The 23,117-nt window shown below is 68.4% G+C and carries 18 protein-coding genes and 1 riboswitch; of the genes, 10 read left to right on the forward strand and 8 right to left on the reverse strand.

All coding sequences use genetic code 11. From position 1 onward, the window contains the following. Positions 1-66: 66 nt before the first annotated feature. Complete coding sequence (locus E6C72_RS22020; protein ID WP_158280130.1) at positions 67-2,289, forward strand: patatin-like phospholipase family protein; 2,223 nt, start codon at positions 67-69, stop codon at positions 2,287-2,289. Positions 2,290-2,296: 7 nt separating this feature from the next. On the opposite strand, the gene E6C72_RS22025 is transcribed toward E6C72_RS22020, so the two are convergent. The 4 genes from E6C72_RS22025 to E6C72_RS22040 all read right to left on the reverse strand — a co-directional run bounded on the left by E6C72_RS22025 (position 2,297) and on the right by E6C72_RS22040 (position 8,856). Then, on the reverse strand, positions 2,297-4,822 hold the full coding sequence (locus tag E6C72_RS22025; protein WP_247882169.1) for a toll/interleukin-1 receptor domain-containing protein: 2,526 nt from the start codon (positions 4,820-4,822) through the stop codon (positions 2,297-2,299). Between the two features lie 34 nt (positions 4,823-4,856). Further along, the gene (locus E6C72_RS22030; RefSeq protein WP_247875626.1) at positions 4,857-5,990 is read right to left on the reverse strand and encodes a TAXI family TRAP transporter solute-binding subunit; all 1,134 of its coding nucleotides are present in this window, start codon (positions 5,988-5,990) and stop codon (positions 4,857-4,859) included. Positions 5,991-6,028: 38 nt separating this feature from the next. Further along, positions 6,029-7,255: a tetratricopeptide repeat protein gene (locus E6C72_RS22035; protein ID WP_109085250.1), complete on the reverse strand. Its 1,227-nt coding sequence runs from the start codon at positions 7,253-7,255 to the stop codon at positions 6,029-6,031. A gap of 410 nt (positions 7,256-7,665) precedes the next feature. Continuing rightward, entirely contained in the window at positions 7,666-8,856 is a 1,191-nt protein-coding gene (locus tag E6C72_RS22040) for a plasmid replication protein (RefSeq protein ID WP_109085249.1), read from the reverse strand. An 809-nt stretch (positions 8,857-9,665) separates the two neighbouring features. On the opposite strand from E6C72_RS22040, the gene E6C72_RS22045 reads away from it, so the two are divergent. From E6C72_RS22045 to E6C72_RS22075, 7 genes are all read left to right on the forward strand, one after another. Beyond that, positions 9,666-10,601, forward strand: coding sequence for a helix-turn-helix domain-containing protein (locus E6C72_RS22045; RefSeq protein WP_109085248.1), 936 nt, complete (start codon positions 9,666-9,668; stop codon positions 10,599-10,601). 11 nt (positions 10,602-10,612) lie between these two features. Next, positions 10,613-11,272 (forward strand): hypothetical protein, encoded by a 660-nt coding sequence (locus tag E6C72_RS22050; RefSeq protein WP_109085247.1) that lies wholly within the window; start codon positions 10,613-10,615, stop codon positions 11,270-11,272. An 82-nt stretch (positions 11,273-11,354) separates the two neighbouring features. After that, positions 11,355-12,428, forward strand: a complete 1,074-nt coding sequence (locus E6C72_RS22055; RefSeq protein ID WP_109085246.1) for a UV damage endonuclease UvsE — start codon at positions 11,355-11,357, stop codon at positions 12,426-12,428. Positions 12,429-12,501: 73 nt separating this feature from the next. Beyond that, the gene (locus tag E6C72_RS22060) at positions 12,502-14,097 is read left to right on the forward strand and encodes a PAS domain-containing sensor histidine kinase (protein WP_109085245.1); all 1,596 of its coding nucleotides are present in this window, start codon (positions 12,502-12,504) and stop codon (positions 14,095-14,097) included. Further along, positions 14,087-14,800, forward strand: coding sequence for a response regulator transcription factor (locus E6C72_RS22065; RefSeq protein ID WP_247875625.1), 714 nt, complete (start codon positions 14,087-14,089; stop codon positions 14,798-14,800). The genes E6C72_RS22060 and E6C72_RS22065 overlap by 11 nt, the downstream gene beginning before the upstream one ends. 125 nt (positions 14,801-14,925) lie before the next feature. Continuing rightward, positions 14,926-15,342: a response regulator transcription factor gene (locus E6C72_RS22070; protein WP_109085244.1), complete on the forward strand. Its 417-nt coding sequence runs from the start codon at positions 14,926-14,928 to the stop codon at positions 15,340-15,342. A gap of 182 nt (positions 15,343-15,524) precedes the next feature. Next, complete coding sequence (locus E6C72_RS22075; protein ID WP_109085277.1) at positions 15,525-16,247, forward strand: helix-turn-helix domain-containing protein; 723 nt, start codon at positions 15,525-15,527, stop codon at positions 16,245-16,247. Between the two features lie 72 nt (positions 16,248-16,319). On the opposite strand, the gene ribB is transcribed toward E6C72_RS22075, so the two are convergent. Then, entirely contained in the window at positions 16,320-16,982 is a 663-nt protein-coding gene (gene ribB / locus E6C72_RS22080) for a 3,4-dihydroxy-2-butanone-4-phosphate synthase (RefSeq protein WP_109085243.1), read from the reverse strand. Between the two features lie 133 nt (positions 16,983-17,115). Continuing rightward, positions 17,116-17,283: riboswitch (FMN riboswitch) on the reverse strand. Between the two features lie 194 nt (positions 17,284-17,477). Here ribB and E6C72_RS22085 point away from each other — a divergent pair. Continuing rightward, on the forward strand, positions 17,478-18,629 hold the full coding sequence (locus tag E6C72_RS22085) for an HlyD family secretion protein (protein ID WP_109085242.1): 1,152 nt from the start codon (positions 17,478-17,480) through the stop codon (positions 18,627-18,629). Further along, on the forward strand, positions 18,626-20,206 hold the full coding sequence (locus tag E6C72_RS22090) for an MFS transporter (protein WP_109085241.1): 1,581 nt from the start codon (positions 18,626-18,628) through the stop codon (positions 20,204-20,206). Before E6C72_RS22085 ends, E6C72_RS22090 begins: the two co-directional genes overlap by 4 nt. A gap of 49 nt (positions 20,207-20,255) precedes the next feature. Here E6C72_RS22090 and E6C72_RS22095 read toward each other — a convergent pair whose 3' ends face one another. The 3 genes from E6C72_RS22095 to E6C72_RS22105 all read right to left on the reverse strand — a co-directional run bounded on the left by E6C72_RS22095 (position 20,256) and on the right by E6C72_RS22105 (position 23,108). Continuing rightward, positions 20,256-20,960 carry a TetR/AcrR family transcriptional regulator gene (locus E6C72_RS22095; protein ID WP_109085240.1) on the reverse strand — a complete coding sequence of 235 codons (705 nt, stop codon included), beginning with the start codon at positions 20,958-20,960 and terminating at the stop codon, positions 20,256-20,258. Positions 20,961-21,066: 106 nt separating this feature from the next. Continuing rightward, entirely contained in the window at positions 21,067-21,948 is an 882-nt protein-coding gene (locus tag E6C72_RS22100) for a sugar phosphate isomerase/epimerase (protein ID WP_109085239.1), read from the reverse strand. Next, positions 21,948-23,108 carry a dihydrodipicolinate synthase family protein gene (locus E6C72_RS22105; protein ID WP_109085238.1) on the reverse strand — a complete coding sequence of 387 codons (1,161 nt, stop codon included), beginning with the start codon at positions 23,106-23,108 and terminating at the stop codon, positions 21,948-21,950. Before E6C72_RS22105 ends, E6C72_RS22100 begins: the two co-directional genes overlap by 1 nt. Positions 23,109-23,117 lie beyond the last annotated feature (9 nt).

The raw sequence follows: 23,117 nt of genomic DNA on the forward strand, positions 1-23,117 counted from the left end.
ATGGCGTCGTCCTGATTGCTTATGCTGTACTCCGCACAATACCTTGCTGTGGACGAATCCGGCGCCATGATATTCGACAAGCCAGCCGCCTCTCAGTCCTCCCCTCCCGATTGGCTCTACATGCCGCTGCTGCGGGCGGAGGTGAAGGAGCTCACCAACAAAAACAAGGATTTCAGCAAGGCGCGGCGGCAGCTGACGCCGATCGTCGACCGCCGGGACCTGTCACCGGCGGACCATCTGTGGGCGCGCCAGCAGTTGGCGCTGTGCACCTACAAGGACCCCGAATTGCAGGCGGAGGACGCGCTGCAACGCGCGCTCGCCATCCTCACCGACCCCAATGGCGGGGACGATCTCGACACCACGACCAATCACGAAACCCTCAGCCTCGCCGGCGCCATCCACAAGCGCATGGCGGAAATTTCGGGCAACGGCCGCACCCTGCGCCGCTCGCTGGCCTTCTACCGGCGGGCGCGGGATTGCAGCACGAAGCTGGAGGATTGGACCTACGCCGCCGTCAATCTGGCCCTGATCCTCGATCTCGTCGCGCGCGAGGAGGATGTCGCGGGCGATGACGGCTCCCGCCGGCGCGCCGCGGCATTGCGGGCCGAGGCGGAGGCGCAACGCCGTTCGGTGCTTTCCGCAAGGAACGACATCCTGGCCGGAACCGGCGTGGCGGAACCTTGGTGGCCCCGCGCGACGCTGGTCGAGGCCCATTTCGGCCTGGGCGACCATGCCACCGCCGGCACCCTGCTGGAGGAGGCGCGCCGGGATTGCCCGCACGCGGATTGGCAGCTGGAATCGCTGGTCTGCCAGCTCGCCGCACTCGCCCGGCTGCGCGCGGACCGGGGCGAGGACATCGGCCCGGCCCTCGACGCGCTGGCCGGAGTCGCCGGCCGACCGGCCCTGCACGGGCTGCTGGCCGGAAAGGTCGGGCTGGCGCTGTCGGGGGGCGGCTTCCGCGCCTCGCTTTTCCATGTCGGCGTTCTGGCCCGGCTGGCCGAGCTGGATCTGCTGCGCCATGTGGAGGTGCTGTCCTGCGTGTCGGGCGGTTCCATCCTCGGCGCGCTCTATTACCTGGAGCTGCGCCGCGAGCTTGAGCGGCTGCCGGACGCCGGGATGGACCGGGACGCCTACATCCGGGTGGTGGAGCGCACCCAGGATCGCCTGCTGGCGGCCTTGCGCACCGACCTGCGCAGCAGGGCCCTTTTGCGGTCGCTGCCCACGCTGCTGCACAGCCGCACGGTGCAGGTGGGCACCCTGCTGTACCGGGCGCTCTACCAGGATCCCGACAGGCCCTCGCACGAGATGAGCAGCCTGATCGTCCAGCCGAAGGACGCCAAGCCCAACTTCCACCCCAAGCGGAACAACTGGAACCGCAATGCCAAGGTGCCGATCCTCATCGTCAACGCCACGGCGCTCAACACCGGCCACAACTGGCAATTCACCGCGAGCTGGATGGGCGAGGCGCCGAGCTGCATCGAACCCTCCATCGACTCCACCGAACGCCTGCGACGCCTTTACTACAAGGACGCGCCGGACCCGCTGAAGGGCCTGACGCTGGAAACCGCCGTCGCCGCCTCGGCGGCGGTGCCCGGCCTGTTCCGCCCGATCCGCCTCGACGGGCTGTATCCGATCCGCACCGTCCGGCTGTGCGACGGCGGGGTGAACGACAACCAGGGCATCTTCGGCCTGCTGGAACAGGGCTGCACGGTCATGCTGGTCAGCGACGGCTGCGGCCAGCTGGCGACGGAAAGGCGGCCGTCCTGGTTCTTCACCACGGTGGTTTCGCGCACCAACGACATCCTGATGGACACGGTGCGGCGCAACAGCTTCCGCATCCTGTCGACACGGCTGCGCTCCGGCCGGCTGCGCGGGCTGAGCATCGCCCATCTGAAGCAGGGCCTGCCCGTCCGCGAGCTGACCTGGCTCGGCGGCAGCCAGGCCACGGCCGACGCCCTGCCGCCGGACGATCCCTCCGGCCTGGACGAGAAGGTGCAGCGGGCGCTCGCGGCGATCCGCACCGATCTCGACCGCTTCTCGGAGACCGAGTGCCATGCCCTGATGTATGCCGGCTACCACATCGCCGGCCGGAGCGCGGCCTCGCTCGGCTCCGCCCTGCCGACCGACCCCGGCCGCCACCAGGGCTGGCGTTTCCTGGGCGTCGCCCCCTGGATGCAGCCCGGCGGCGCCCCGGAGGCCTTCCTGCGCGAACTGACCTGCGCCTGCTACCGCTTCCTCCGCCCGCTACGCCTGTCCGGCCTGGGCCGCTTGCTCGGCTGGGACAGGTGAGCGGAGGTCAGGGAGGTGATGGGGGGAGGGAGGTGACGAAGTCGAGAGCGTTTTGGAGAGCTTTGGTAATCGAATGGTCATTGCCCAGCTTGCGCTGAGCCACTGGAAAAGCCTGGTCGAGCAATGACTTCGCTTCAGCGGTATTCTTCTGCTGCAAAAAGATGTTTGCGAGATTGCCCATAGAGATCAAGGTGTCAGGGTGCTCCTCACCGAGCATGCGTCGGCGAACGGCCAAAACCTGCTTCTGAAGGTCCTGCGCCTCGGCGAGATTACCTTGTTCAGAAAGGGTCGCAGCGAGATTATTCATGGAGATTAAGGTATCCGGGTGCCCCTCGCCGAGCATACGGCGATGGACCGCCAAAACCTGCTCCTGCAAGTCCCGCGCTCCAGTAAGATCACGTTGATCCAAAAGGATGGAAGCTAGATTTCCCATAGAGATCAAGGTGCTTGGATGCTCGTTCCCAAGTATGCGGCGACGGACGGCCAAAGCCTGCTCCTGAAGGTCCTGCGCTTCGGCAAGTTCTCCTTGGTTCCGAAACGTTACGGCGAGATTATTCATTGAGATCAGAGTGGCCGGGTGCTCCTCGCCGAGCACCCGGCGACGGACGGCCAAAACTCGTTCCTGAAGGTCACGCGCCCCAACGAGATCACCTTGGCTCACAAGGGTAACGGCAAGATTATTCATGGGAGTCAAGGTGTCCGGGTGTTCGTCGCCAGACAATCCCCGTATCGCGTCAAGCACCCTCCTTCGGACTACGACGGCCAGACCATAAGCTCCGCGCTCTTGCTCAAACATGCCCAGCCAGCCCAAAAGCGCGGCAGTCTCCTCATCCTCCACAGACTCGGTCAGGGTACGGACATGCCCGATCAGCGGTTCGAGCGCGCCATGCTTACGGATATCATCCGAATGCCGCATTACCCGGTTCATCACCCTGACCGCGGCAGCCCGCAAGTCTTCGGGGGCAGGAGCGTGCCGCCGCATCGTGCGGGCAGTTAGAATGTGGACCAGCACCTCCTCCTGGCCAAGGCGGTCCAGCAGCGCCTCAGCCTCGACAGCCCCAATCCCCAGCAGCGCGGCCCTGCGACCCGCAGCCTCATCGCCCGCATGCTCCGCCAAGACAGTCTCGATATACCCCGTCGGGATCGGATCGGGCGCCAAAAGCGAAGCAAGTTGCAGCACGAGCACGCCCTCCGGGCGGAGGCGCTCAATGCTTTGCAGAAGGGTGACGGCGATGCCGGGATGGTGGCCGTTGGGAAGCTCGCCCGCCAACTCCTCCATCAGGGCCAGCGCGTCGGCGCTGGGGTTGCGCAGCTCCTCCAGAAACTCGGCATAGCCCATGGCGCGCAGGGCGGCACCGGCGACATCCACGGCCAGGGCATGACCGCCCAGCTCCTTCACGATCTCCGCAGCCACCGCCCGCTCGGCCACGTCGCGCGGCGGCTGACGGCCGGTGAGCAGGCGGATGGCGTCCTCCGGCGTCAGCACGTCCAGCCGGTGGATCGTCCCGCAGCCGTCCAGCCGGGTGCCGCGCGTGGTGATCAGCGTGCGGCCATTGGTGCTGGGCGCCGTCCAGTGGGCCAGCACGGCGGCGTTGGCGTCGGTCGGCAGATCGTCGACGATCCACAGATACGGCTTGCCCAGCCCGTCCAGATAACGCCCGACCTGGGCGGCGACGGCGGCCGGCTCCATGCCCTGGACGGGCAGGCCGAAGCGCAGGGCCAGATCGAACAGGTGACGGCCGGCGGCACCCTCCGCCTCCGCCTCGCGCCCGTCCGGGGCGACCGTGCCGGTGCGCGAGGCGGACAGCCAGACGATGCCGGCGGGGTAGGCGGCGGCGAAGCGCAACGCGTATTCCTCGGCCAGCATCGACTTCCCGATGCCGCCCATGCCCTGCACCTGCACCAGATCGCCGCCGGGCCGCGCCCCGGTGATGACGGTGACCGAGGCGGCGGTCAGCCCGTCATGGACGCTCCACAGATCCGGCACGCGGCCGACGAAGCGGTTGGATCCGATGCGCCGCTTGCCGGCCAGCCAGGGCGGCGCCTGCAAGGGGCGGATGTCGCCGATCCAGCGCGCCGCGCGGTCCAGCCGGCCGGCGATGCGCCGGGCCAGCTCGGCGGGATCGGCACTCCCCTCCAGATAACGACGGTCCTGCAACTCACCGGGCTGGATGTGGTCGGCGCCCTGCTCCGGGTTGATCACCAGGATGCGGCGCGCCAGATCGCCACCCTCATGCTGGGCGGCGAGATAGGCGGCCGTCAGTTCCCACTGGCAGGGGCGGGAGCGCGCGTAGGCCCGCGAGTACCAGGCCACCAGCATGCGCGCCTGCCCCAGCCCGTCGATGATGGACCGGGTGATGGCATCCGTGTCGCCGATCTCCTGCTCATCGAACCAGACGGACAGGCCGAGACGCTTCAACTCTTCGGCCAGGGGTCGCACCAGTGATGCGTCCGCATGTGGGTAGCTGATGAACAGGTCGGCCATGGAACGGGAAAACCCTCTCGGCGAAATCTCCTTTTCAGTGTAATGCACGACAGGGCCGACGCAAAGCCGGACGGCGGGGCCCTTATTGCTGGGACCGCGCCTGCCACAGCAGGAACTGCTCGAACAGCTTTTCCGCCTGCTGCGGCTGGACGCCGCGCTGCTCGACGAAGGCGCGGAACTCCTCCTTCCTGGCAGCGGGCAATTGGGCGGCCGATTGCGGATCCTTCGCGGCCGAGGCCTGACGCAGCCACTGTTCGGCCGGCTCGAAGCGGGTCCAGCCGGGAACGTCGGCCGCCAGATTGACCTCCTTCCATTTCGGGTGGCGCGGCGGCTTCAGGAACTCGTCGAACTTGCCGAAGAAGGCGTCGACGAAACGGGCGACCTTGCGGTGGCGTTCCAGGTCGCGTTCCCAGCCATAGACCGCCATCACCGCCCCGACCGCGACGGTGTCGACCTGCTCGCCCGGCTTGATCAGCCCCTCATAGTCGGCGTTGGTCAGCCGCGACGGCAGATAGGTGTCGAGCAGCGCGCCGCTCATCGGGATCGACAGGAAATGCAGCCCGTCGCCCGCCTTCAGGTCGCGGAACAGCCGGGTCGGCTTGCCGGCGACATAGGCCATCGCCGCGATCTCGCCCTTGCGCAGCTTCTCCAGGGCAAGGGCCTGATCGTTCGCCTGCGGTTCCACCGTGATGCCCAGCATGTCGAAGACCAGCGAGGCGGTCATCGAGGTTCCGCTTCCCTGGACATCGACATTGACCTTGCGGCCGGCCAGATCCTCGATCCGGGTCACGTCCGGTCCGGCGAGGATGTGCAGTTCCTCATTGTAGAGCTTGGCGATGTATTTGACGCGCCGGTCGAGGTTGGGAAGCAGCCTCTCGCGTTTGGCGTAGGCCAGAACGTCGGACTGCACGATGCCGACATCGATGCCTTTCAGCAGCACGACGTCCTTCAAATTCTGCACCGATCCCTTGCCCAGCATGGGCAGGACGCGCAGCGTGTCGCCGTCGTCCAGAACCGACGCAAGATCGGCGGCGATGCGCACATAGGTCCCCTCGACCCCGCCCGAGACGATCCCGACGGTCCCGCTGTTGGCGTTGATCCCGCGCGGGTCGGCGGCCGGGGCCGTGCCGGCCAGTCCGAACACTCCGCCGACGATGCAGGCTCCCACCGCAAGCATGCGGCCAAGCGCAAGCAAACGGACCAACGATGCCTTCATGATGTTCCCCCCCCCTCGATGGCCGCACCTGCCTCCGACTATCTGGATTTGTCGGCGAGCCAGTCGGTCAGTTTCTTCAATTGCTGTTCGGCGTCGCCGCTGCCGGCGGCGACCGCCCGGCGGTACCACGCCGCCGCCTGTTCCGGATCGGGCGGCAGACCACGGACATGCAGCCGCTCATGCACCAGCGGATCGTGGGTGCGGCCGAGGGCGAAGGCCGCCTTCGCGTTGCCGGTCTCGGCGACCCTCTCGTAATAGAGCCGCGCGCCCGCCAGATCGCCCTGCGCGAACAGGTCGTCGCCCCGCTTCATCAGCGTCGCCTCCTGAATGCCGGACGGCAGCTTGGCCGGGCGGTGCACCGCCACCTCCTGCTGCGGCGGCTGCCGCGGCTCCGGTTGCGGCGGCGGAGCCACGGCCACCTGAACAGCCTCTTGAACGGCCACTGGCGCCTCGATGGACGGTGGGGTTGCGGCGACCTCCTGTTCCGGCATCTCGCCGGGTGCCGGAAGCGGGGTGGAGGTGCCCGACCCCACCGGCTCCGTTTCCGGCCTGGCCGCCTCGATCGCCTGCGAGGAGCCGCCTTGCGCCGGTGGCGGAGCCATGTCCGTTTCCGGCAATTCCGCGGCTGCAACCGTTTCGGAGACCGGCACCGCCAGCGTCACCGCCTGTCTGGCGACCACGCCGCCGCCATGGTCGGTCACCGCCGTGATGCGCAGCGTCAGCGGCGCGGCGACGTTGCCCGGCAGGGTCAGGGTCAGGTCGGGGAGGTCCTCCAATTGCACCGTCCACACGCCGTCGGCACCCCGCTGCCCCCTGGAGACTTTCGCATCCGCCGGCAGATCGTCGATCGTCACATGGGTGATCGCCTCATGCTCCGGATTCGGCTGGCCGTAGGGGGAGGTGACGACGATGGACAGCGGGATCGGCTGCCCCGGCATGCCGCCCGACGTCTGAGCGGCGATGAAGGGCATCAGGCGCCAGTCGGTCTCCGCTTCGCTCCGCTTGGGCAGCACCGTCGTGTGGGTGGCGACAGTGTCGACCTGCCGGCTGGTGGCGGTCGGCTTCTCCCGCACCACCAGCCAGGAGTCGAGCGAACTGTCGGCCCCGCCATCCTCGCCCTGCGCCGCGCTCGCAAACAGCGCCAGGACCGTCATCACGGCCAAAGCAGGGCGGAGGACGGGCCCCGGAAGCAGGAAGGCCACGCCCTCCCGTCTGCGTTCACGCTGCAGGAAATGGCGCAGAAAACGGGACCGCGTTTCGCGCATGACGGCATCCTCCCAGACAAAATCCCTCGGTTCCCGCCTTATGGGCGGGCTACATTTCGGGAGTTTTGAAAGACATGCGGCGATGTTTTACGCCGTCAGTTGTTTCGAATTCTTTATTATCTTACCGACCGCTCAGGATCGTTTCATTTTATGACCTGACTGAAGAAACACAACCATCCCGTAGAGGGCCTTTCCCGGTTTACGGCAAAGGGAGGATTAGTTCTGAATCTTCAACATGCAGCCGGACGCCCGATCCGTCGCCGGAACGGGGTGCCACCACCGGTCGTGGCCCACCCCACCGGCACCGCCCACCGGCACCGCGATGATCGGTCGAAGCCGGTCAGCGCAGGCGGGCCGGATTTCCCATCACCGTCGCCCCGGCCGGCCAGGCGCCGACGCTTGCGGATGGGTCAGCCTTCGCCCTGGCCGCTGCGCCCGCCCAGCAGAGTGCCGCGGCGGCGGCGCACCTCGACGCTTTGGCCGGGGGTGATGGGCAGGAACTCCTTCGGACGCTCGTCACTGCCGGCGATGGCGCGGAAGGTGGCGGCGTTCGCCTCCTGCACGTCGTTGCCGCGCCGCACCTGATCCAGGAATTTCCGGCTTGGCATCATGATGTATTCGATGTCGTTGATGCGGCGGCCATCCTTCGACACCGTCTTTTCGACATGGTCGAGGATTCCCTCCTCGACCAGGGAATCGACGGCGGAGGTCACGGTGCGCAGCGTATCGCGCCGCCGGCTCCACTCGTTCATGCCGCTGTTGTTGATGATGTCGTCGGCCGACAGCGTCATCGGCGGCACGTTGTGGGCGCCGTCCGGCAGGCGGCTCAGGTCGAGGTCGCCATATTCGATGGACAGGCGGTTGTAGAGCCAGCGCGCCACCGGGCTCTTCAGCCGCATGATCCACTGGTATGAGATCGGCTTGAATTCCAGGTTGCGGATGGCCGAGGCGACCAGCGCATTGAACTCCAGATAGGTGTCGTTCTCGTCATCCTCGCCGCCCTCGCCGGTGCGCGGCCGGATGTAGAGCGTGGGGAAGACCGAGGATTCCAGCACCGGCCGCGCTGATTTGCGGCCGTTCTCCGGCACCTTGCTGATGATCATGCGGGTACGGGCCAGGATCTCCAGTGCCTCGCGGATCTCCGCCGTGTCCATGGTGCGGTTCACCGCGCGCAGTTCCCGCCGGATTTCATACAGCGAGAAATGGACGCGCACCCGGTCCTGCTTGTCGCCCATCAGCGACAGGCGCGATCGGTCCATGGCGAGGCGGCGCACCACCTGCTCGACGATCTGCTCGCGCTCGGACGGGAACACCTCATACTCGACCATGCGCTTGTCGGCCGGATCCTCGCCGGGTGCGGGCTTGGCCGGACGGTAGATGCGGGCGGGCTGCAGCGTCAGGGTGAACAGGGCGTCCTTGAAGGGAAACTCCTTGTGCACCGACTGGACGAACGCGTTGGCGGCCGGCAGTTCCGGCTCGGTCCCCCGGCCTTTCGACACGAAGACGAAGCGCGGCGCCGTGTCGTAAAGCGCGATCATATGGGACTGACTGCGGTCCTCCATCTCGAACAGAGTCAGCTGGACCGCGTTCGCCTTGCTCATGGCTCATCCCTCCTCACCAAAGGGTACGATAGGGGCTGGCATCGGACGGACGCAACCGGCGGGGCGGAGTCACCCCGAAGGCCTGTGTCCCGTTTGCCCGCGCTTGTGTCGGGAATGGCCGCGCCTGTGTCCCGAATGGCCGCGCTTCGCGCCCCGATCACCACGAATCGCGGACGGAATGACGAAACGCGGGCATTCGGGACAGAGACTCGGAGGCCCCATGTCACCGCACCATCCCCGCAAAGTGCGAGCAAATGGGACAGCTCCGGCCAGGGCGCTCTCCCAACCGCGAGCATTCACGACACAAACCTGACCGCCAGACGTGTGGCGACATGGGCAAAGGCGAGCAAACGGGACCGAACCCCCTCTCCCCACGCTCACGCGCCAACGTCGTTTGCGCCGACGCGACAGGCGGACCTCCGGTCCGCTGGAAGCGGGGAGAGGGCTTAAGGTGAGGGGCCCAACCGCGAGGATTCCTGGAAAGACACCACAACTCGTTCCGCCCCAACCGCGAGCAAGCGGGACACCCCGCTCCGGGAGCGCAACCCCCGGCCACTCCCAAGCGCGGGCAAACGGGATCGGATCCGATTCGCAACGCTGGCGCGGCCAAAGCCGACAGAACCGCGAGCAAAGGGGACAGAGGCGCGGGCCGATGGGACCGATCCGCGGGCCAACGGGACACAACCGAATCGGTCCCTTTTGCCCGCGATTCGACGCCTGCCAGAAGCGGCGGAATCCTTCCCGCAAGTTCATCGGCCCCGCAAGTTCATCAGCGGCCAGCCGGTCCCCCTGCTTTGCGGAGTTCCTCCATGTCCCAACCATCCACACCCAGGCCGACCGCCCCACGACCGGGCGACGGCCACCCTCTCGACACTCGCAGATGGGGCCGGATTCCGGCCTGGTGGCTGGATCACCCCGGTCTCGAAGCCGACGGATTCGCCGTCCTGGCCGCGCTGGCCACCTTCGCCGACGATACCGGCCTGTGCTGGCCGTCGCAATCGACGCTCGCCGCCAAGCTGAAGCGCTCGCGCCCCACCATCAACCGCATCATCCAGGGTCTGAGCGATCTGGGACTGGTCAGCGTCGAACATCGCCGCGGTCGCGACGGCGCCCGCCTGTCCTGCCTCTACCGCCTGCGCTTCACCCCGCCGGATGCCGATGCCGCCGCCGCGATCCACCCTGACTCGGCGGCCGACAGGGATGACTCCGCCACGCACATCCCCTGTCCGCCAGCGAGTCAGGAACAGGTCCATTCCAAACAGATTCCGGACTCGCACGCTTCGGGCGAGCCCATGAGCGAGTGGGCTGGCGAACGGGCGGGCGAGCAGGTGGACGGACGGACGCGGGCCCGGGAGGTTCCGGAGGGCTGGATGCCGACCGCCGACGACCTTGCCTGGGCCAGGGCCCGCCATGCCGAGATCGATCTCGGCAGCCATGTCGAAGGCTTCATCCTGCGCTGCCGTGCCCATGGCTACCGCTACCGCGACGTCTCCTCCGCCTGGAGAGCGTGGCTGTCGCAGGACGCCGCCGTCGGCAAGGCTCCCGTCACTGCCAGCTTTACCGGCAACCTTGCCGGCAAGCCATCCGCCTTCGCCCCCGCCGATCGCCCGTCCGCCCGCCCGTCCGCCCGCCCGTCCGGCAGCGCGGAACAGCGTCTCGGCGCCTGGAGCGCCGCTGCGGCGGAACTGCGCCGGCGTGCCTCCGTCCCCGCAGCTTCCCCCCCCGCAGCTTACCCCTGGTCATGAAGGGAACGCCGATGACCGCAAGACCCGGAAACGCAACCGTCACCGCCCTGTCGCGGCCCCATAATCCGTTCTCTCCATCCGCCGCCTTCGACCCGGATCTGCCGGCACCCCAGCGCCGGATCCGGCTGACCGCCGCGCTGCCGCCGCCGCTCCAGGAACTCCTCGCCCAGGGCCGCACCGACCGTCGCCCGCGCTTTGGCGAGGACGGCTTCGACGGCATGATCGAGCAGTGGTCTCCCCCGCCCGGTGTCACCGCTGCCCAGGCGGCGCTCGCCCGGCAGACCCTGGAGGAGCTGTCCGCGACCGTCCTCGCCCCGGCCGACAGCGACCATCTGCTCGGCCGCGTCCTGACCCTGCTCAGCCATTTTCCGGCCAAGGGCCTGTCGCCCGAAGTGGAACGGATGATGGCGCTCGACTGGGCCGACGACCTCGGCGAATACCCGGGCTGGGTGATCGACGCCGCCGCCCGCAGCTGGCGCCGCAGCCGGAAATGGCGCCCCTCGATCGCCGAGATGCGTGCCCTGTGCGAGGAGATCTGCGCCCCCGAACGCGCCCTGGCCGACCGCCTCCAGGCGCTGGCCGACGCCGCACCGCGCAAGGCGGACGCCCCCAATCCGCATGTCCCGGATCCGCAGGCATTGGCGACGGGAGCGCTGCGCCGCATGGGGTAGGGTCGCTTGCGGCCGGCTCACGGTGGAAGCCCCGGATCCGCGGTCCATATTAAGCGGCCCATCCGCTTTCTCATGCCGACCGATGCCCGACAGCTCCTCCCTGCCGTCTCCGTCCACCGCCCGTTTCGGCTGGTGCTGCCAGTTCATTCCGCCCGATGGCGACGCCGGACTTGCCAAACGCATGAATCCCGGCACCGTCACCATCGCGACCCTGAGCAGGCTGAGCCCCGCCCGTGCCGAGGAAAAGCTGACGGAGGTGCTGCGGCGCAACCTCCAGGCCCTGCATCTGCAACTGGACGAGGTTGCCCGCCATCCGGCCTACCGCCGGCTGCTGCGCGTCAACAGCGGTCTGCTGCCGGCCTACACCCATGAGATCGGGCGGCCGCTCTACCGCCAGCCCGGCATCCTGGCCCTGGTGCGGAACGGTCTGGAGCACGCCGGCCGCAAGGCGATGGAGGCCGGGATCCGCATCGGGCTGCATCCCGACCAGTATTGCGTGCTGAACAGCGCCAACCCTGCCACCCTCGACAATGCGGTGGCGGAGCTGGAATACCATGCCGACATCCTGCGGATGATGGGGCTTGCCGGCGGCTGGCATCCGCGGGGGGCGCACGTCAACATCCATGGCGGCGGGCGCGGGGAGGGGATCGCCGGCTTCCGCCGCGGCCACGCCCTGCTGTCGGAGGATGCGCGCAACCTGCTGACCGTCGAGAATGACGAGATGTCCTTCGGCCTGGACGATCTGCTGCCGCTGGCGGACACGGTGCCGATCGTGCTCGACCTCCACCACCATTGGGTCCGCACGCAAGGCGAGTATCTGCGCCCCGACGATCCGCGCATCGCCGTGGTCGCCGGCTCCTGGCGCGGGGTGCGGCCGGTCGCCCACATCAGCGTGTCGCGCGAGGATCTGCTGCCGGACTGGCCGGCGGACCGTCTGCCGGACTATGCCGAACTGGCGGCGCGCGGGCTGACGACCAAGGATCTGCGCGCCCATTCCCAGCGCATGTGGAACCACGCGGTCAACCGGCTGGTGGCCGACCACCTCGCCTGGGCCGATTTCGAGGTGGAGGCCAAGGCCAAGAATCTCGCCGTCGACGACCTGGAACGGGATGCCCTGCACGGCGGTGCCATTACCACCGCTAACGCGCTCTGCTGATTGGCAGTCTTGACCGACGGTTGCACTCAACTACTCTGTGGCTGACGAGGAATGAGAGGTCGAGGGTTGGGACGTGGCCGACGATAACCGGGCCGATAACCGGGAAGACAAGCTGGGGGCTCTGTCGCAGTTGCAGGCGATGCTGGACACCGTGCCGGACGGGGTGGTCATCATCGACTCCCGCGGCCGCATCAAGTCCTTCAACCCCGCCTGCGAACGCCTGTTCGGCTGGGCGGCGGCGGAGGTGATCGGCCGCAACGTCAAGATGCTGATGCCGTCGCCCTATCAGGAGGAGCATGACGGCTATCTGGAGCGCTACCACCGCACCGGGGAACGGCGGATCATCGGCATCGGCCGCGAGGTGACCGGTCAGCGCAAGGACGGCTCCTGCTTTCCCATGGACCTGTCGGTGGGGGAGGCGAGCCAGGACGGCGATCCCGTCTATATCGGCATCATCCGCGACCTCACGGCCGCCCGGCAGGCCGAGACCGCGTTGCGCGAGCGCGAGGCGCGTCTGACCTCGATCCTCCAGACGGTGCCGGAGGCCATCATCGTCATCGGCGAGACGGGGCTGATCGAATCCTTCAGCCCGGCGGCCGAGCGGCTGTTCGGTTGGACGGCGGCGGAGGTGATCGGCCGCAACATCAGCATGCTGATGCCGTCGCCCTACCGGGAGCAGCATGACGGCTATCTGGAGCGCTACGGGCGGACGGGAGAGCGTCGCATCATCGGCATCGGCCGCATCGTCTCCGGCCAGCGCCGCGACGGGTCGGTCTTCCCGATGGAGCTGGCGGTGGGCGAAGTGCTGCTCGCCGGCCGGCGCTGCTTCACCGGCTTCGTCCGCGACCTGACCGAACGGCAGGCGACCGAACGGCGTCTGCAGGAACTCCAGTCGGAGCTTCTGCATGTCAGCCGGGTCAGCGCCATGGGCCAGATGGCCTCGACGCTCGCCCATGAGCTGAACCAGCCGCTGACCGCCGTCATCAACTATGCCAAGGCGGCCAAGCGGCTGATGGAGCGCCCGGAAACGGTGCCGAAGGCGATCGACATGGTCGACAAGGCCAGCGCCCAGGCCACCCGTGCTGGCCAGATCATCCGTCACCTGCGCAGCTTCATCGAAAAGGGCAAGACCCACCGGTCCGTCGACTTCCTCAACAAGGTGGTGGAGGAGGCGAGCGCGCTGGCCCTGGTCGGCGCCAAGGAGCGCGGCCTGCATGTCCGCTTCGACTTCGATCCCGCCGATCCGCAGGTGCTGATCGACAAGGTGCAGGTCCAGCAGGTGATCCTCAACCTCGTGCGCAACGCCATTGAATCCATGGGCGATTCCATGGGCGGCGCCCAAAGCGGGCAGCGCGTGCTGACCGTCCGCACCGCCCCCGATCCGGACGACGCCGCCTTCCGCCGCGTCAGCGTCGCCGACAGCGGTCCCGGCGTGCCGGAGACCGTCCGCGCCCAGCTGTTCCAGCCCTTCGTCACCACCAAGTCCAGCGGCATGGGGCTGGGCCTGTCGATCTGCCGCTCGATCATCGAGGCGCATGGCGGCCGCCTGTGGCTGGAGCCGCCCGCCATCCCGCCGGCGACCGGCGCCTGCTTCGCCTTTACCGTCCCTCTCTCGACCTCCCTGCCGGATTCCGCCGTGCCCGCATCGGATGCCGACGATGCCGGCTGACCGTACGACCGACCTGATTGCCGACATGACCGCCGACCTCACCGTCTTCATCGTCGACGACGACGATGCCATCCGCGATTCCCTCCAGGTGCTGCTGGAATGCGCCGGCTTCCGGGCGGAAAGCTTTTCCACCCCGCTGTCCTTTCTGGACTCCGACGCGCCGTCGCGTCCCGGCTGCCTGCTGGTCGATGTCCGCATGCCGCAGATGAGCGGGCTCGACGTTCAGGAACGGCTGGCCCGTGACGGCCGCGGCCTTCCGGTGGTGGTGATGACCGGCCATGGCGACGTGCCGCTCGCCGTGCGCGCCATGAAGGCGGGGGCCGTCGATTTCGTCGAGAAGCCCTTCGAGGAGGAGGCGCTGCTCGCCGCCGTCCGCTCCGCCCTGGCCCGGGCGGCGGACAGCCGGACGGCGGAAGCAACCCCGCCGGCCCCGGCTCCAGAACAGCCGGCCTCGATGTCTCCCGCGGCCTCCGCTCCGCCGGAGGTGCTGACCCGTCTGTCGGCGCTGACGCCGCGGGAACTCGACGTTCTGCGCTGGCTGGTGGCCGGCAAGTCGAACAAGGTCATCGCCTTCGAGCTGTCGATCAGCCCGCGCACCGTTGAAATCCACCGCGCCCGGGTGATGGAGAAGATGCAGGCCGACAGCCTGCCCACCCTGGTGCGCATGGCGATCGCCGCCGGCGTCGTGCCCGGCGGCGGGTGATCTGCATCAAAAGCGCGCCGCATACGCATTGCTCCGTATATCGGCGCCCCCTGCCGCATTTTATCTTCCATGACGCGCCGCACCGTTGGCGCGGTTCTTGTCCGCATGGAAGTTCGGAGGCCGTCATGGATCACCTGGGCAACGAGTCCGGCAACGGGCCGGGCGAAACGCCGGGTGCCGGTATCGTCCACATCGTCGACGACGATGAGCCGGTCCGCGACTCCCTGAAGGCCCTGCTGGAAGCCTTTTCCTTCGATGTGCGGGACTTTTCGTCCTGCCGCGAGTTCCTCGACCGCTATGACGGAAACCCGCAGGGCTGCCTCGTTCTCGACCTGCACATGCCGGTGATGAGCGGCCTGGAATTCCTGGAGCGCCATCGCGGCGACCTGCACGGAATGCCGGTCATCATGGTCTCCGGCCGCGGCGATCCCGCGACCTTCGCCCGCGCCAAGGAGGCCGGCGTCGTCGCCGTGCTGGAGAAGCCGTTCGACGAGGACCAGCTGATCGACATGCTGAACGGCCTGATGCCGGCGGCAGCCTGAGGGGCGGCCTGAAGGTCTGCCACCCGGCCCCCTACGGCCTGATACGTAGGTACAGTTACGTACGCAAATTTCCTTAGGTACATCACCGAACTGCACAGGATGGCAACGGATAGATAGCTTCGGGCCATCGGATGCACACCGGACCAGCCGGACCGCATCGCACCGTCAAGGCCGAGGTCACCATGTCCACGCACGCCGCCATTGCCGCCCACGCCAACCGCGCCGTCCCTGGTTACCTGGTCTCCGCCCTGGCGATGACGCCGCCCGCCGGTATTGCCATCCAGCCGCGCAACCCCGCCGACCCGCTCGCCAGCCTGGGCCACGCCAAGGTCTACGAGCGCGAGGCCACGGTCTTCAGCGAGGGCGATGCCGCCGGTTCGGTGTTCCGGGTGATGAGCGGCATGGTCCGCCTCTACAAGATGCTGCCCGACGGCCGCCGCCAGATCATCGGCTTCCTGCAGGCCGGCGACATGATGGGTCTGGCCTTCGCCGCCCAGTATCTCTACACCGCCGAGACCGTGACGACGACCACCATCCAGCGCATCCCGCGCCTGGAACTGGACGCGCTGATGGACGCCCAGCCGGCCTTGGCCCGCAAGCTGCTGTCGGCCACCACGTCGGAGCTGATGGCGGCGCAGGACCAGATGGTTCTGCTCGGCCGCAAGACCGCCGCCGAGAAGGTCGCCACCTTCCTGCTGCGCCTCAGCGACCGCAAGGGCGGCGAGAAGACCATCGACCTGCCGATGGGACGCAGCGACATCGCCGACCATCTCGGCCTGACCACCGAAACCGTGTCGCGCACCCTGACCAAGCTGAAGTCGGGCCGCCTGATCCGCATCCTGGTCGGCGGCAAGCTGGACCTGCTGGACCGCGACGCCCTGGCTGACCTCGCCGGCGGCTTCTGACCCCCGCCGGCGGCTCCCCCGCCGGGAGGGGCGCCCCGCCGAAGCTTCGACAGGGCGGCTCCGTTTACCCGGTCAGCGGTCGGATTGCAGGCCGCTCTCCGCCACCAGATCGGCGATGCTGACGATCGGCATGGCCTGTTCCTCGGCAAACGCGATCAGGTCCGGCAGGCGGGCCATCGTGCCGTCCGGGTTCATCACCTCGCAGAGCACCCCCGCCGCCTTGCGGCCGGCCCGCGCCATCAGCTCGATGGTGGCTTCGGTGTGGCCGCGGCGGGCCGCCAGACCGTCCGGATGGGCGCGGATCGGGAAGACATGGCCCGGCCGTGCCAGATCCTCCGGACGGGCCTCGTCGGCGATGGCGGTGCGGATCGTCGTCACCCGGTCGGCCGCCGAAACGCCGGTGGTGACGCCGTCGCGCGCCTCGATCGACACGGTGAAGGCGGTTCCGAAGCGCGAGCTGTTGGCCGGCACCATCGCCGGCAGCTCCAGCCGCCGCAGATGCTCGTCGGGCAGGATCAGGCAGACGATGCCGCTGCATGCGCGGATCAGCAGCGCCATCTGTTCGACGGTGATGCTGTCGGCCGGATAGATGATGTCGCCTTCATTCTCGCGGTCGTCGTCATCGACGACGATCACCCCTTCTCCCTGCCGAAGGCTTTGCAGGGCGCGGGCGACGCGTTCGCCCGGCGTGCCGAAGCGGGCGAGAAGGTCGTTCTGACGGTAAATCTGATTCATGGTTCTCACATCCGGTGAAGGGTGAGCCTGAATCAGGGCACAAAGAGACCTCCGGCGCGCCGAACCCAGGCCCGGCGCACCGGCGCGAACCAACGACGGCGGGCCTGCTCGCGGCAAGCCACCGGCGCGGTCTGCTCATTCTCTTCCATCCGGACTGTTACCGTCGGCCCCGGCCTCTCACCGGGTCTGCTGACCTCGCCGCCCCTGGGTCCTCCCCTGGGGGGCGGCAAGCGCTCGCGGGCTCCCCCTCTGTCGAAGGGATACCGCCGGTCGGGAGTTTCACCCTGCCCTGAGAACAAGCTTATGATCGCCGACCGGAACCGATCGGCCATCGCACCATTCCGCAACCCGACATCCCCTGTCAAGCAAGCCCTCCTTCCATGCGGGGCTACACCTTGGTGCAAGGCGCATTTCCGCGGAGCATCGCGTAGGGTCAGCCTGCCGGAACGGTCCGGCCGGGCCGTTCCGGCAGGCTGATTCCGATGGAGCCCCCGCATGACCGATGCCGCAGCGCCACCCCAGCAAGCGGTCCAACAGGTGTCTCAACAGGGAGCCGGGCAACCGGCCCCGGCCGCCCCGCCGCCGGTGGCCTGGAGCCCGTGGCTGGTCCGGCTGGCGGTGCTGGGGCTGGCGGTGGTGCTGGTGGTGGCCTTCGCGACACGATGGGACCGCTGGATCGGCTCCGCCGCGCGCCAGACCACCAGCGATGCCTATCTGCAATCCGACATCACCCCGCTGTCGGCCCAGGTGTCGGGTGTCGTCCGCGCCATGCCGGTCGGCGACTTCCAGCGGGTGAAGGCCGGCGACCCGGTGGCGACGATCGTCGACGACGACTACCGCGCCCGCGTGCAGCAGGCCGACGCGGCGCTCGAAGCGGCGGATGCCGCCATCGCCCAGCTCGACATCCAGAAACGCACCCAGCGCGCCCTGGTCGATCAGGCCGAGGCGAATGTCCATGGGCTGGAGGCCGAGGCGTGGCGGGCAAGGCTGGAGGAGGCGCGGCAGCGTTCCCTCAGCGAACAGGGGGTGGCCGGCACGCTCCAGGCCCTGCAACAGGCGCAGGCGACCTCCCGCCGCGCCCAGGCGGCGCTGGATGCCGGACAGGCGCAGGTCGACCAGCAGAAGGCGGCGCTCGACGGCATCGACGTGCAGGTGCGTCAGGCCAAGGCCACCCGCCTGCAACGGCAGGCCGACCTGGACCTCGCCCGCATCACGCTCGACCGCACGACGATCCGGGCGCCGGCCGACGGCATGGTCGGGCAGCGGCAGGTCCGTCCCGGCCAGTATGTCGGGCAGGGCAGCCAGATCGTCACGCTGGTGCCGCTGCCGGCGGTGTGGGTGATCGCCAACTACAAGGAAACCCAGATGACGCGGATCCGGCCCGGCCTGCCGGCGACGATCCGCATCGACAGCTTTCCCGACGTGACGCTGACCGGCCGGGTCGCAGGCCAGTCGCCGGCCAGCGGCAGCCAGTTCGCCCTGCTTCCTCCCGACAACGCCACCGGCAACTTCACCAAGATCGTCCAGCGCATCCCGGTGAAGATCGTGCTGGACGACCCCAACCCGTTGCAGGACCGTCTGCGGCCCGGCATGTCCGTCGTCGTCACCATTGACACGGATGGAGACGCAAAGGAGGGCGGGTCATGAGCGTCGGTCTGGCCGGCGGTCGGCTGTCCCGCATCCTGCTGCGCCCGGCCCAGCCGATCCTGACCCACCATCCGATCGTCGGCCTGCTGGGCGTCATGCTGGGGGCGCTGATCTCCACCCTGACCTCGCGCATCACAACCTTCGGGCTGGCCGACATCCGCGGCGCCATCGGCGCCGGATTCGACGAGGGGGCCTGGATCACCACCGCCTACACGGTGGCGCAGATGCTGGTCGCCCCGGCCGCCGCCTTCCTCGGTGTGGTGTTCGGCCCGCGCCGGGTGCTGCTGGTGTCCTCCCTCACCTACGGGCTGGCGATGCTGGCGCTGCCGCTGACCGGCACGCTGACCGGGGTGCTGACCTTCCAGCTGCTGGCCGGCCTGTCGTCGGGCACCTTCATCCCGCTGACCATCGGCTTCATCGTCCGCAACCTGCCGCCGCGCTATGTCGTCTACGGCATCGCCGTCTATGCGATGAATGTCGAGCTGTCGCTGAACTTCGCCGCCTCGGTCGAAGGCTGGGTGATCGAGCATCTCGACTGGCGCTGGCTGTTCTGGGACACGGCGCTGCTGGCGCCGCTGATGGCGCTGTGCGTCCATTTCGGCATGCCGGCCGAGCCGGTGCGCCGCGACCTGCTGAAGGACGGCGACTGGTGGGGCATCGCCTATGCCAGCCTCGGCTTCGCCCTGCTCTATGCCGGGCTCGACCAGGGCAACCGGCTGGACTGGTTCAATTCCGGCCTCATCACCGGCCTGTTCCTGGCCGGCGGCCTGCTGGTCGGCGCCTTCGTCGTGCAGGAGCTGACCTGCCCCAAGCCCTGGATCACCTTCGGCGCGCTCTTCCGCGGCAACATCCCGCTCTTGTGCCTGCTGCTGGTTCTGCTGCGGCTGGTCATGCTGTCCACCGCCTATCTGGTTCCGCAATTCCTCGTCACGGTGAACAATTACCGCGCGCTGGAGGTCGGGGACACGCTGCTTCTGATAGCATTGCCGCAGTTCCTGCTGGCGCCGCTGGTCGGCACGCTGCTGCGCCATGCCGATCCGCGGGTGGTGATGGCGGCGGGCTTTGCCGCGGTTGGGCTGGCCTGTTGGCTGGCCTCGCACCTGACGGCCGACTGGGTCGGCGCCGATTTCCTGCCGTCGCAGATGTTGCAGGCCTTCGGCCAGTCCTTCGCCATGACCTCGCTGATCTACTTCAACATCAAGAACCTGTCCCAGGCCCACATCCTGGCGCTGGGCGCCCTGTTGCAGACCGCGCGCCTGCTGGGGGGCGAACTGGGCGCCGCCTTCATGCAGACCTTCGTCCGCGTCCGCGAGCAGTTCCACAGCTTCCGGCTGGTGTCCGACGTGGTCGCCGGCAGCACCGACACCGTCCATCGGCTGGCCGGCACCATGGCGCGGGTCGCCGCCCGTTCCACCGGAGCCGAGGAGGCGAGCGACCGCGCCCTGTCGCTGCTGTCGGCGGCGGTGCGCAAGCAGGCCTATGTGCTGGCCTACATCGACGGCTTCGTCGTCATCGCCTGGTTCATCGTCGGCGGCCTGCTGCTGATCGCCCTGCTGCGCCCGGCCCCGAAACAGTAGAAGTGCCGAAACAGTGAGGTGGTCAGAATCTGACCACCCCTTTCCCCCCTCAGGGCCGCAAGGACTGGAGCACCAGCTCCACCATATGGGCCAGCCGTTCCTCCTTGGCCGGTTCGGCCAGCAGGTCGCGGCCGAAGATGACCGACAGGGTGTGGACGTTGGACAGGTAGAAATAGGACAGCCCGGCGATCGAGATATAGAGCTGCACCGGATCGACCCCGGCGCGGAACACCCCCTGGTCCACCCCGCGCGCCAGCACGTCGGCGATCATCTGCACGAAGGGGGAGTGCATCGACTGCACCTGCGATGAGGTCTTCAGCAGCTCCGCCCGGTGCAGGTTCTCGATGTTCAGCAGGGCCATGAATTCGGGATGGTCGATGAAATACTGCCAGGTGAAGCCGATCAGCCGGGCGATGGCGTCGGGTGGCGCCAGCTTGTCCAGGTTGAGCGTGCGTTCGGTGGCGCGGATATGGGCATAGGCCTCCTCCAGCACCGCCAGATACAGCTCCTCCTTGTTGCCGACATGGTAATAGAGCATGCGCTTGTTGGTGCCGGCCTGTTCGGCGATGCGGTCGACGCGGGCGCCGCCCAGGCCGTAGCGCGCGAACTCCTCCGTCGCGGCGGCCATGATGCGGGCCCGCGTGCCCTCCGGGTCGCGGGTCACTTTGGCTGGCGCCGCAGTGTTTGCGGCCGGCGCCGCAACGTTTGCGGGGGCGGGCGGCACCGGGTCGGGGGTGTCGGTCAGGCTGTCCATGCGGGAAGCCGGCTCCTGCGGTCCGGGGGAGGGGAGTGGTTCTCCCCCCATGGTAGAAGCCTCCGTCAACAATTTCAAATCAGGGCAATTTCAAACCACGCCCGTTTCAAACCACGCTGCGGTGCCGCTCGATGCAGGTGTCCAGCACCTCGCCCATCGGCTTTTCCCACCAGTTGCCTTGCGAGAAGATCTCGACCTCCGAAAAGCCGGCGAAGCCGCACTCCTCGACCCAGCCGCGGATGCGCGGGATGTCGATGACGCCGTCGCCCATCATGCCGCGGTCGAGCAGCAGGTCGCTGGTCGGCACCAGCCAGTCGCAGACATGGAAGGCCAGCAGCCGTTCCTTGCCGGCGCGGCGGATCTGCGCCTCCAGATCCGGGTCCCACCAGACATGATAGACGTCGACCGCCACCCCCAGCGATCCCGTCCGCTCCGGATCCAGCCGGTCGCAGAGGTCGAGCGCGTGGGCCATCGTGTTCACGCAGGCGCGGTCGGCGGCATACATCGGGTGCAGCGGCTCGATCGCCAGCGGCATCCCCGCCTTGCGGGCATAATCCAGCAGTTCGGCGATGCCGTCCTCCACCTGCGAGCGGGCCAGAGCGATGTCCTTGCTGGCCGCCGATCCGGGGCGGGAGAATTGCGGCAGTCCGCCGACCACCAGCACCAGGCAGGCGGCCCCCAGCGCTGCCGCCTCGTCCACCGCGCGGCGGTTGTCGTCGCGCACCTCCGCCGCCTTCGCCGGATCGGCCGGGAACATGCCGCCGCGGCAATAGCCGGACAGCGCCAGCTCGCCTGCCCGCACCGCCCGCACGGCGGCGTCGAGCCCGACCGCCGCCACCTGATCGCGCCAGGGCGCGACGGCGCGGATGCCACGGCGGCCGCAGGCGTCGAGGATTTCCATCAGATTGCCCTGCTTGCGCACCGTGGCCGTGTTGATCGACAGCCAGCGATGATCTCCGGAAAAGTCGCGTTTTTTGAAATCGGGCATCACGAAATCCCCCGCACCGCCAGCACCGCCGCCATCCGCTGGGCCGCGCGGTCCGGATCGGACAGCAGCCCGGCCTTGTCGGCCAGCCGGAACAGTTCGGCCAGATGCAGGGTGGAGCGCGTGCTCTCCTGCCCGCCGACCATGGTGAAATGGTCCTGATGGCCGTTCAGATAGGCCATGAAGACGACGCCGGTCTTGTAGAAGCGGGTCGGCGCCTTGAAGATGTGGCGCGACAGCGGCACGGTCGGCGCCAGGATATCGTGGAACCCCGCCTCGTCGCCCTCGGCCAGATGGGCCAGCGCCGCGGCTGCGGCCGGGGCGATGGCGTCGAAGATGCCGAGCAGCGCGTCGGAATGATGCTGCCCGTCGCCGGCGATCAGCTCGGCGTAATTGAAGTCGTCGCCGGTGTACATCCGCACGCCCGCCGGAAGGCGGCGGCGCATGGCGATCTCCTTGTCCTTGTCGAGCAGCGAGATCTTGATGCCATCCACCTTCGCCGCGTAGTTGCCGATGATCGACAGCGCGGTGTCCATCGCCGCATCGACATCCTTGGCGCCCCAATATCCCGCCAGCGCCGGATCGAACATGTCGCCCAGCCAGTGCAGGATGACCGGCTGTTTCACCTGCGACAGGATGCGGCCATAGACGCGGACGTACTCCTCCGGTCCGCTGGCGACGCGGGCCAGCGCGCGCGACGCCATCAGGATGATGCGGCCGTCGAGCGCCTCGATGGCCTCGATCTGCTCCTCATAGGCGCGGATGACGTCGTCGACGCTGCGGGCGTTTTCCGGCGGCAGATGGTCGGTGCCGGCGCCGCAGGCGATCACCCCGCCGCGCGCCCTGGCCGCCGACTGCGACCGCCGGATCAGCTCCAGCGAGGTCGGCCAGTCCAGCCCCATGCCGCGCTGCGCCGTGTCCATCGCCTCGGCGACGCCGAGGCCGAGGTCCCACAGATGCTCGCGGAAGGCGATGCTCCGGTCCCAGTCGATGGCCGGGGCCAGCCACGGATCGCCTTCGGCGAGCGGGTCGGCGACCATATGGGCGGCGGCGAAGGCGATGCGGGTCAGCGGCCGGTCGGTGCGGGCGGGGAAGCCGCGCGGCGGGGCCAGCCTGTAGCTCTCGATGCTGCGGTCGGCGCGGGGAAGGCGGATGGTCGGCATGGGATGGTG

The sequence above is a fragment of the Azospirillum sp. TSH100 genome (assembly GCF_004923295.1).
Lineage (GTDB): Bacteria > Pseudomonadota > Alphaproteobacteria > Azospirillales > Azospirillaceae > Azospirillum.

Coding starts and splice junctions, on each gene's coding strand:
- E6C72_RS22045 (WP_109085248.1), top strand. CDS start 9,666: ATGTCCCAACCATCCACACCCAGGCCGACCGCCCCACGACCGGGCGAC.
- E6C72_RS22090 (WP_109085241.1), top strand. CDS start 18,626: ATGAGCGTCGGTCTGGCCGGCGGTCGGCTGTCCCGCATCCTGCTGCGC.
- E6C72_RS22105 (WP_109085238.1), bottom strand. CDS start 23,108: ATGCCGACCATCCGCCTTCCCCGCGCCGACCGCAGCATCGAGAGCTAC.
- E6C72_RS22050 (WP_109085247.1), top strand. CDS start 10,613: ATGACCGCAAGACCCGGAAACGCAACCGTCACCGCCCTGTCGCGGCCC.
- E6C72_RS22065 (WP_247875625.1), top strand. CDS start 14,087: ATGCCGGCTGACCGTACGACCGACCTGATTGCCGACATGACCGCCGAC.
- E6C72_RS22040 (WP_109085249.1), bottom strand. CDS start 8,856: ATGAGCAAGGCGAACGCGGTCCAGCTGACTCTGTTCGAGATGGAGGAC.
- E6C72_RS22075 (WP_109085277.1), top strand. CDS start 15,525: ATGTCCACGCACGCCGCCATTGCCGCCCACGCCAACCGCGCCGTCCCT.
- E6C72_RS22070 (WP_109085244.1), top strand. CDS start 14,926: ATGGATCACCTGGGCAACGAGTCCGGCAACGGGCCGGGCGAAACGCCG.
- E6C72_RS22035 (WP_109085250.1), bottom strand. CDS start 7,255: ATGCGCGAAACGCGGTCCCGTTTTCTGCGCCATTTCCTGCAGCGTGAA.
- E6C72_RS22030 (WP_247875626.1), bottom strand. CDS start 5,990: ATGAAGGCATCGTTGGTCCGTTTGCTTGCGCTTGGCCGCATGCTTGCG.
- E6C72_RS22095 (WP_109085240.1), bottom strand. CDS start 20,960: ATGGACAGCCTGACCGACACCCCCGACCCGGTGCCGCCCGCCCCCGCA.
- E6C72_RS22055 (WP_109085246.1), top strand. CDS start 11,355: ATGCCCGACAGCTCCTCCCTGCCGTCTCCGTCCACCGCCCGTTTCGGC.
- ribB (WP_109085243.1), bottom strand. CDS start 16,982: ATGAATCAGATTTACCGTCAGAACGACCTTCTCGCCCGCTTCGGCACG.
- E6C72_RS22085 (WP_109085242.1), top strand. CDS start 17,478: ATGACCGATGCCGCAGCGCCACCCCAGCAAGCGGTCCAACAGGTGTCT.
- E6C72_RS22100 (WP_109085239.1), bottom strand. CDS start 21,948: ATGCCCGATTTCAAAAAACGCGACTTTTCCGGAGATCATCGCTGGCTG.
- E6C72_RS22020 (WP_158280130.1), top strand. CDS start 67: ATGATATTCGACAAGCCAGCCGCCTCTCAGTCCTCCCCTCCCGATTGG.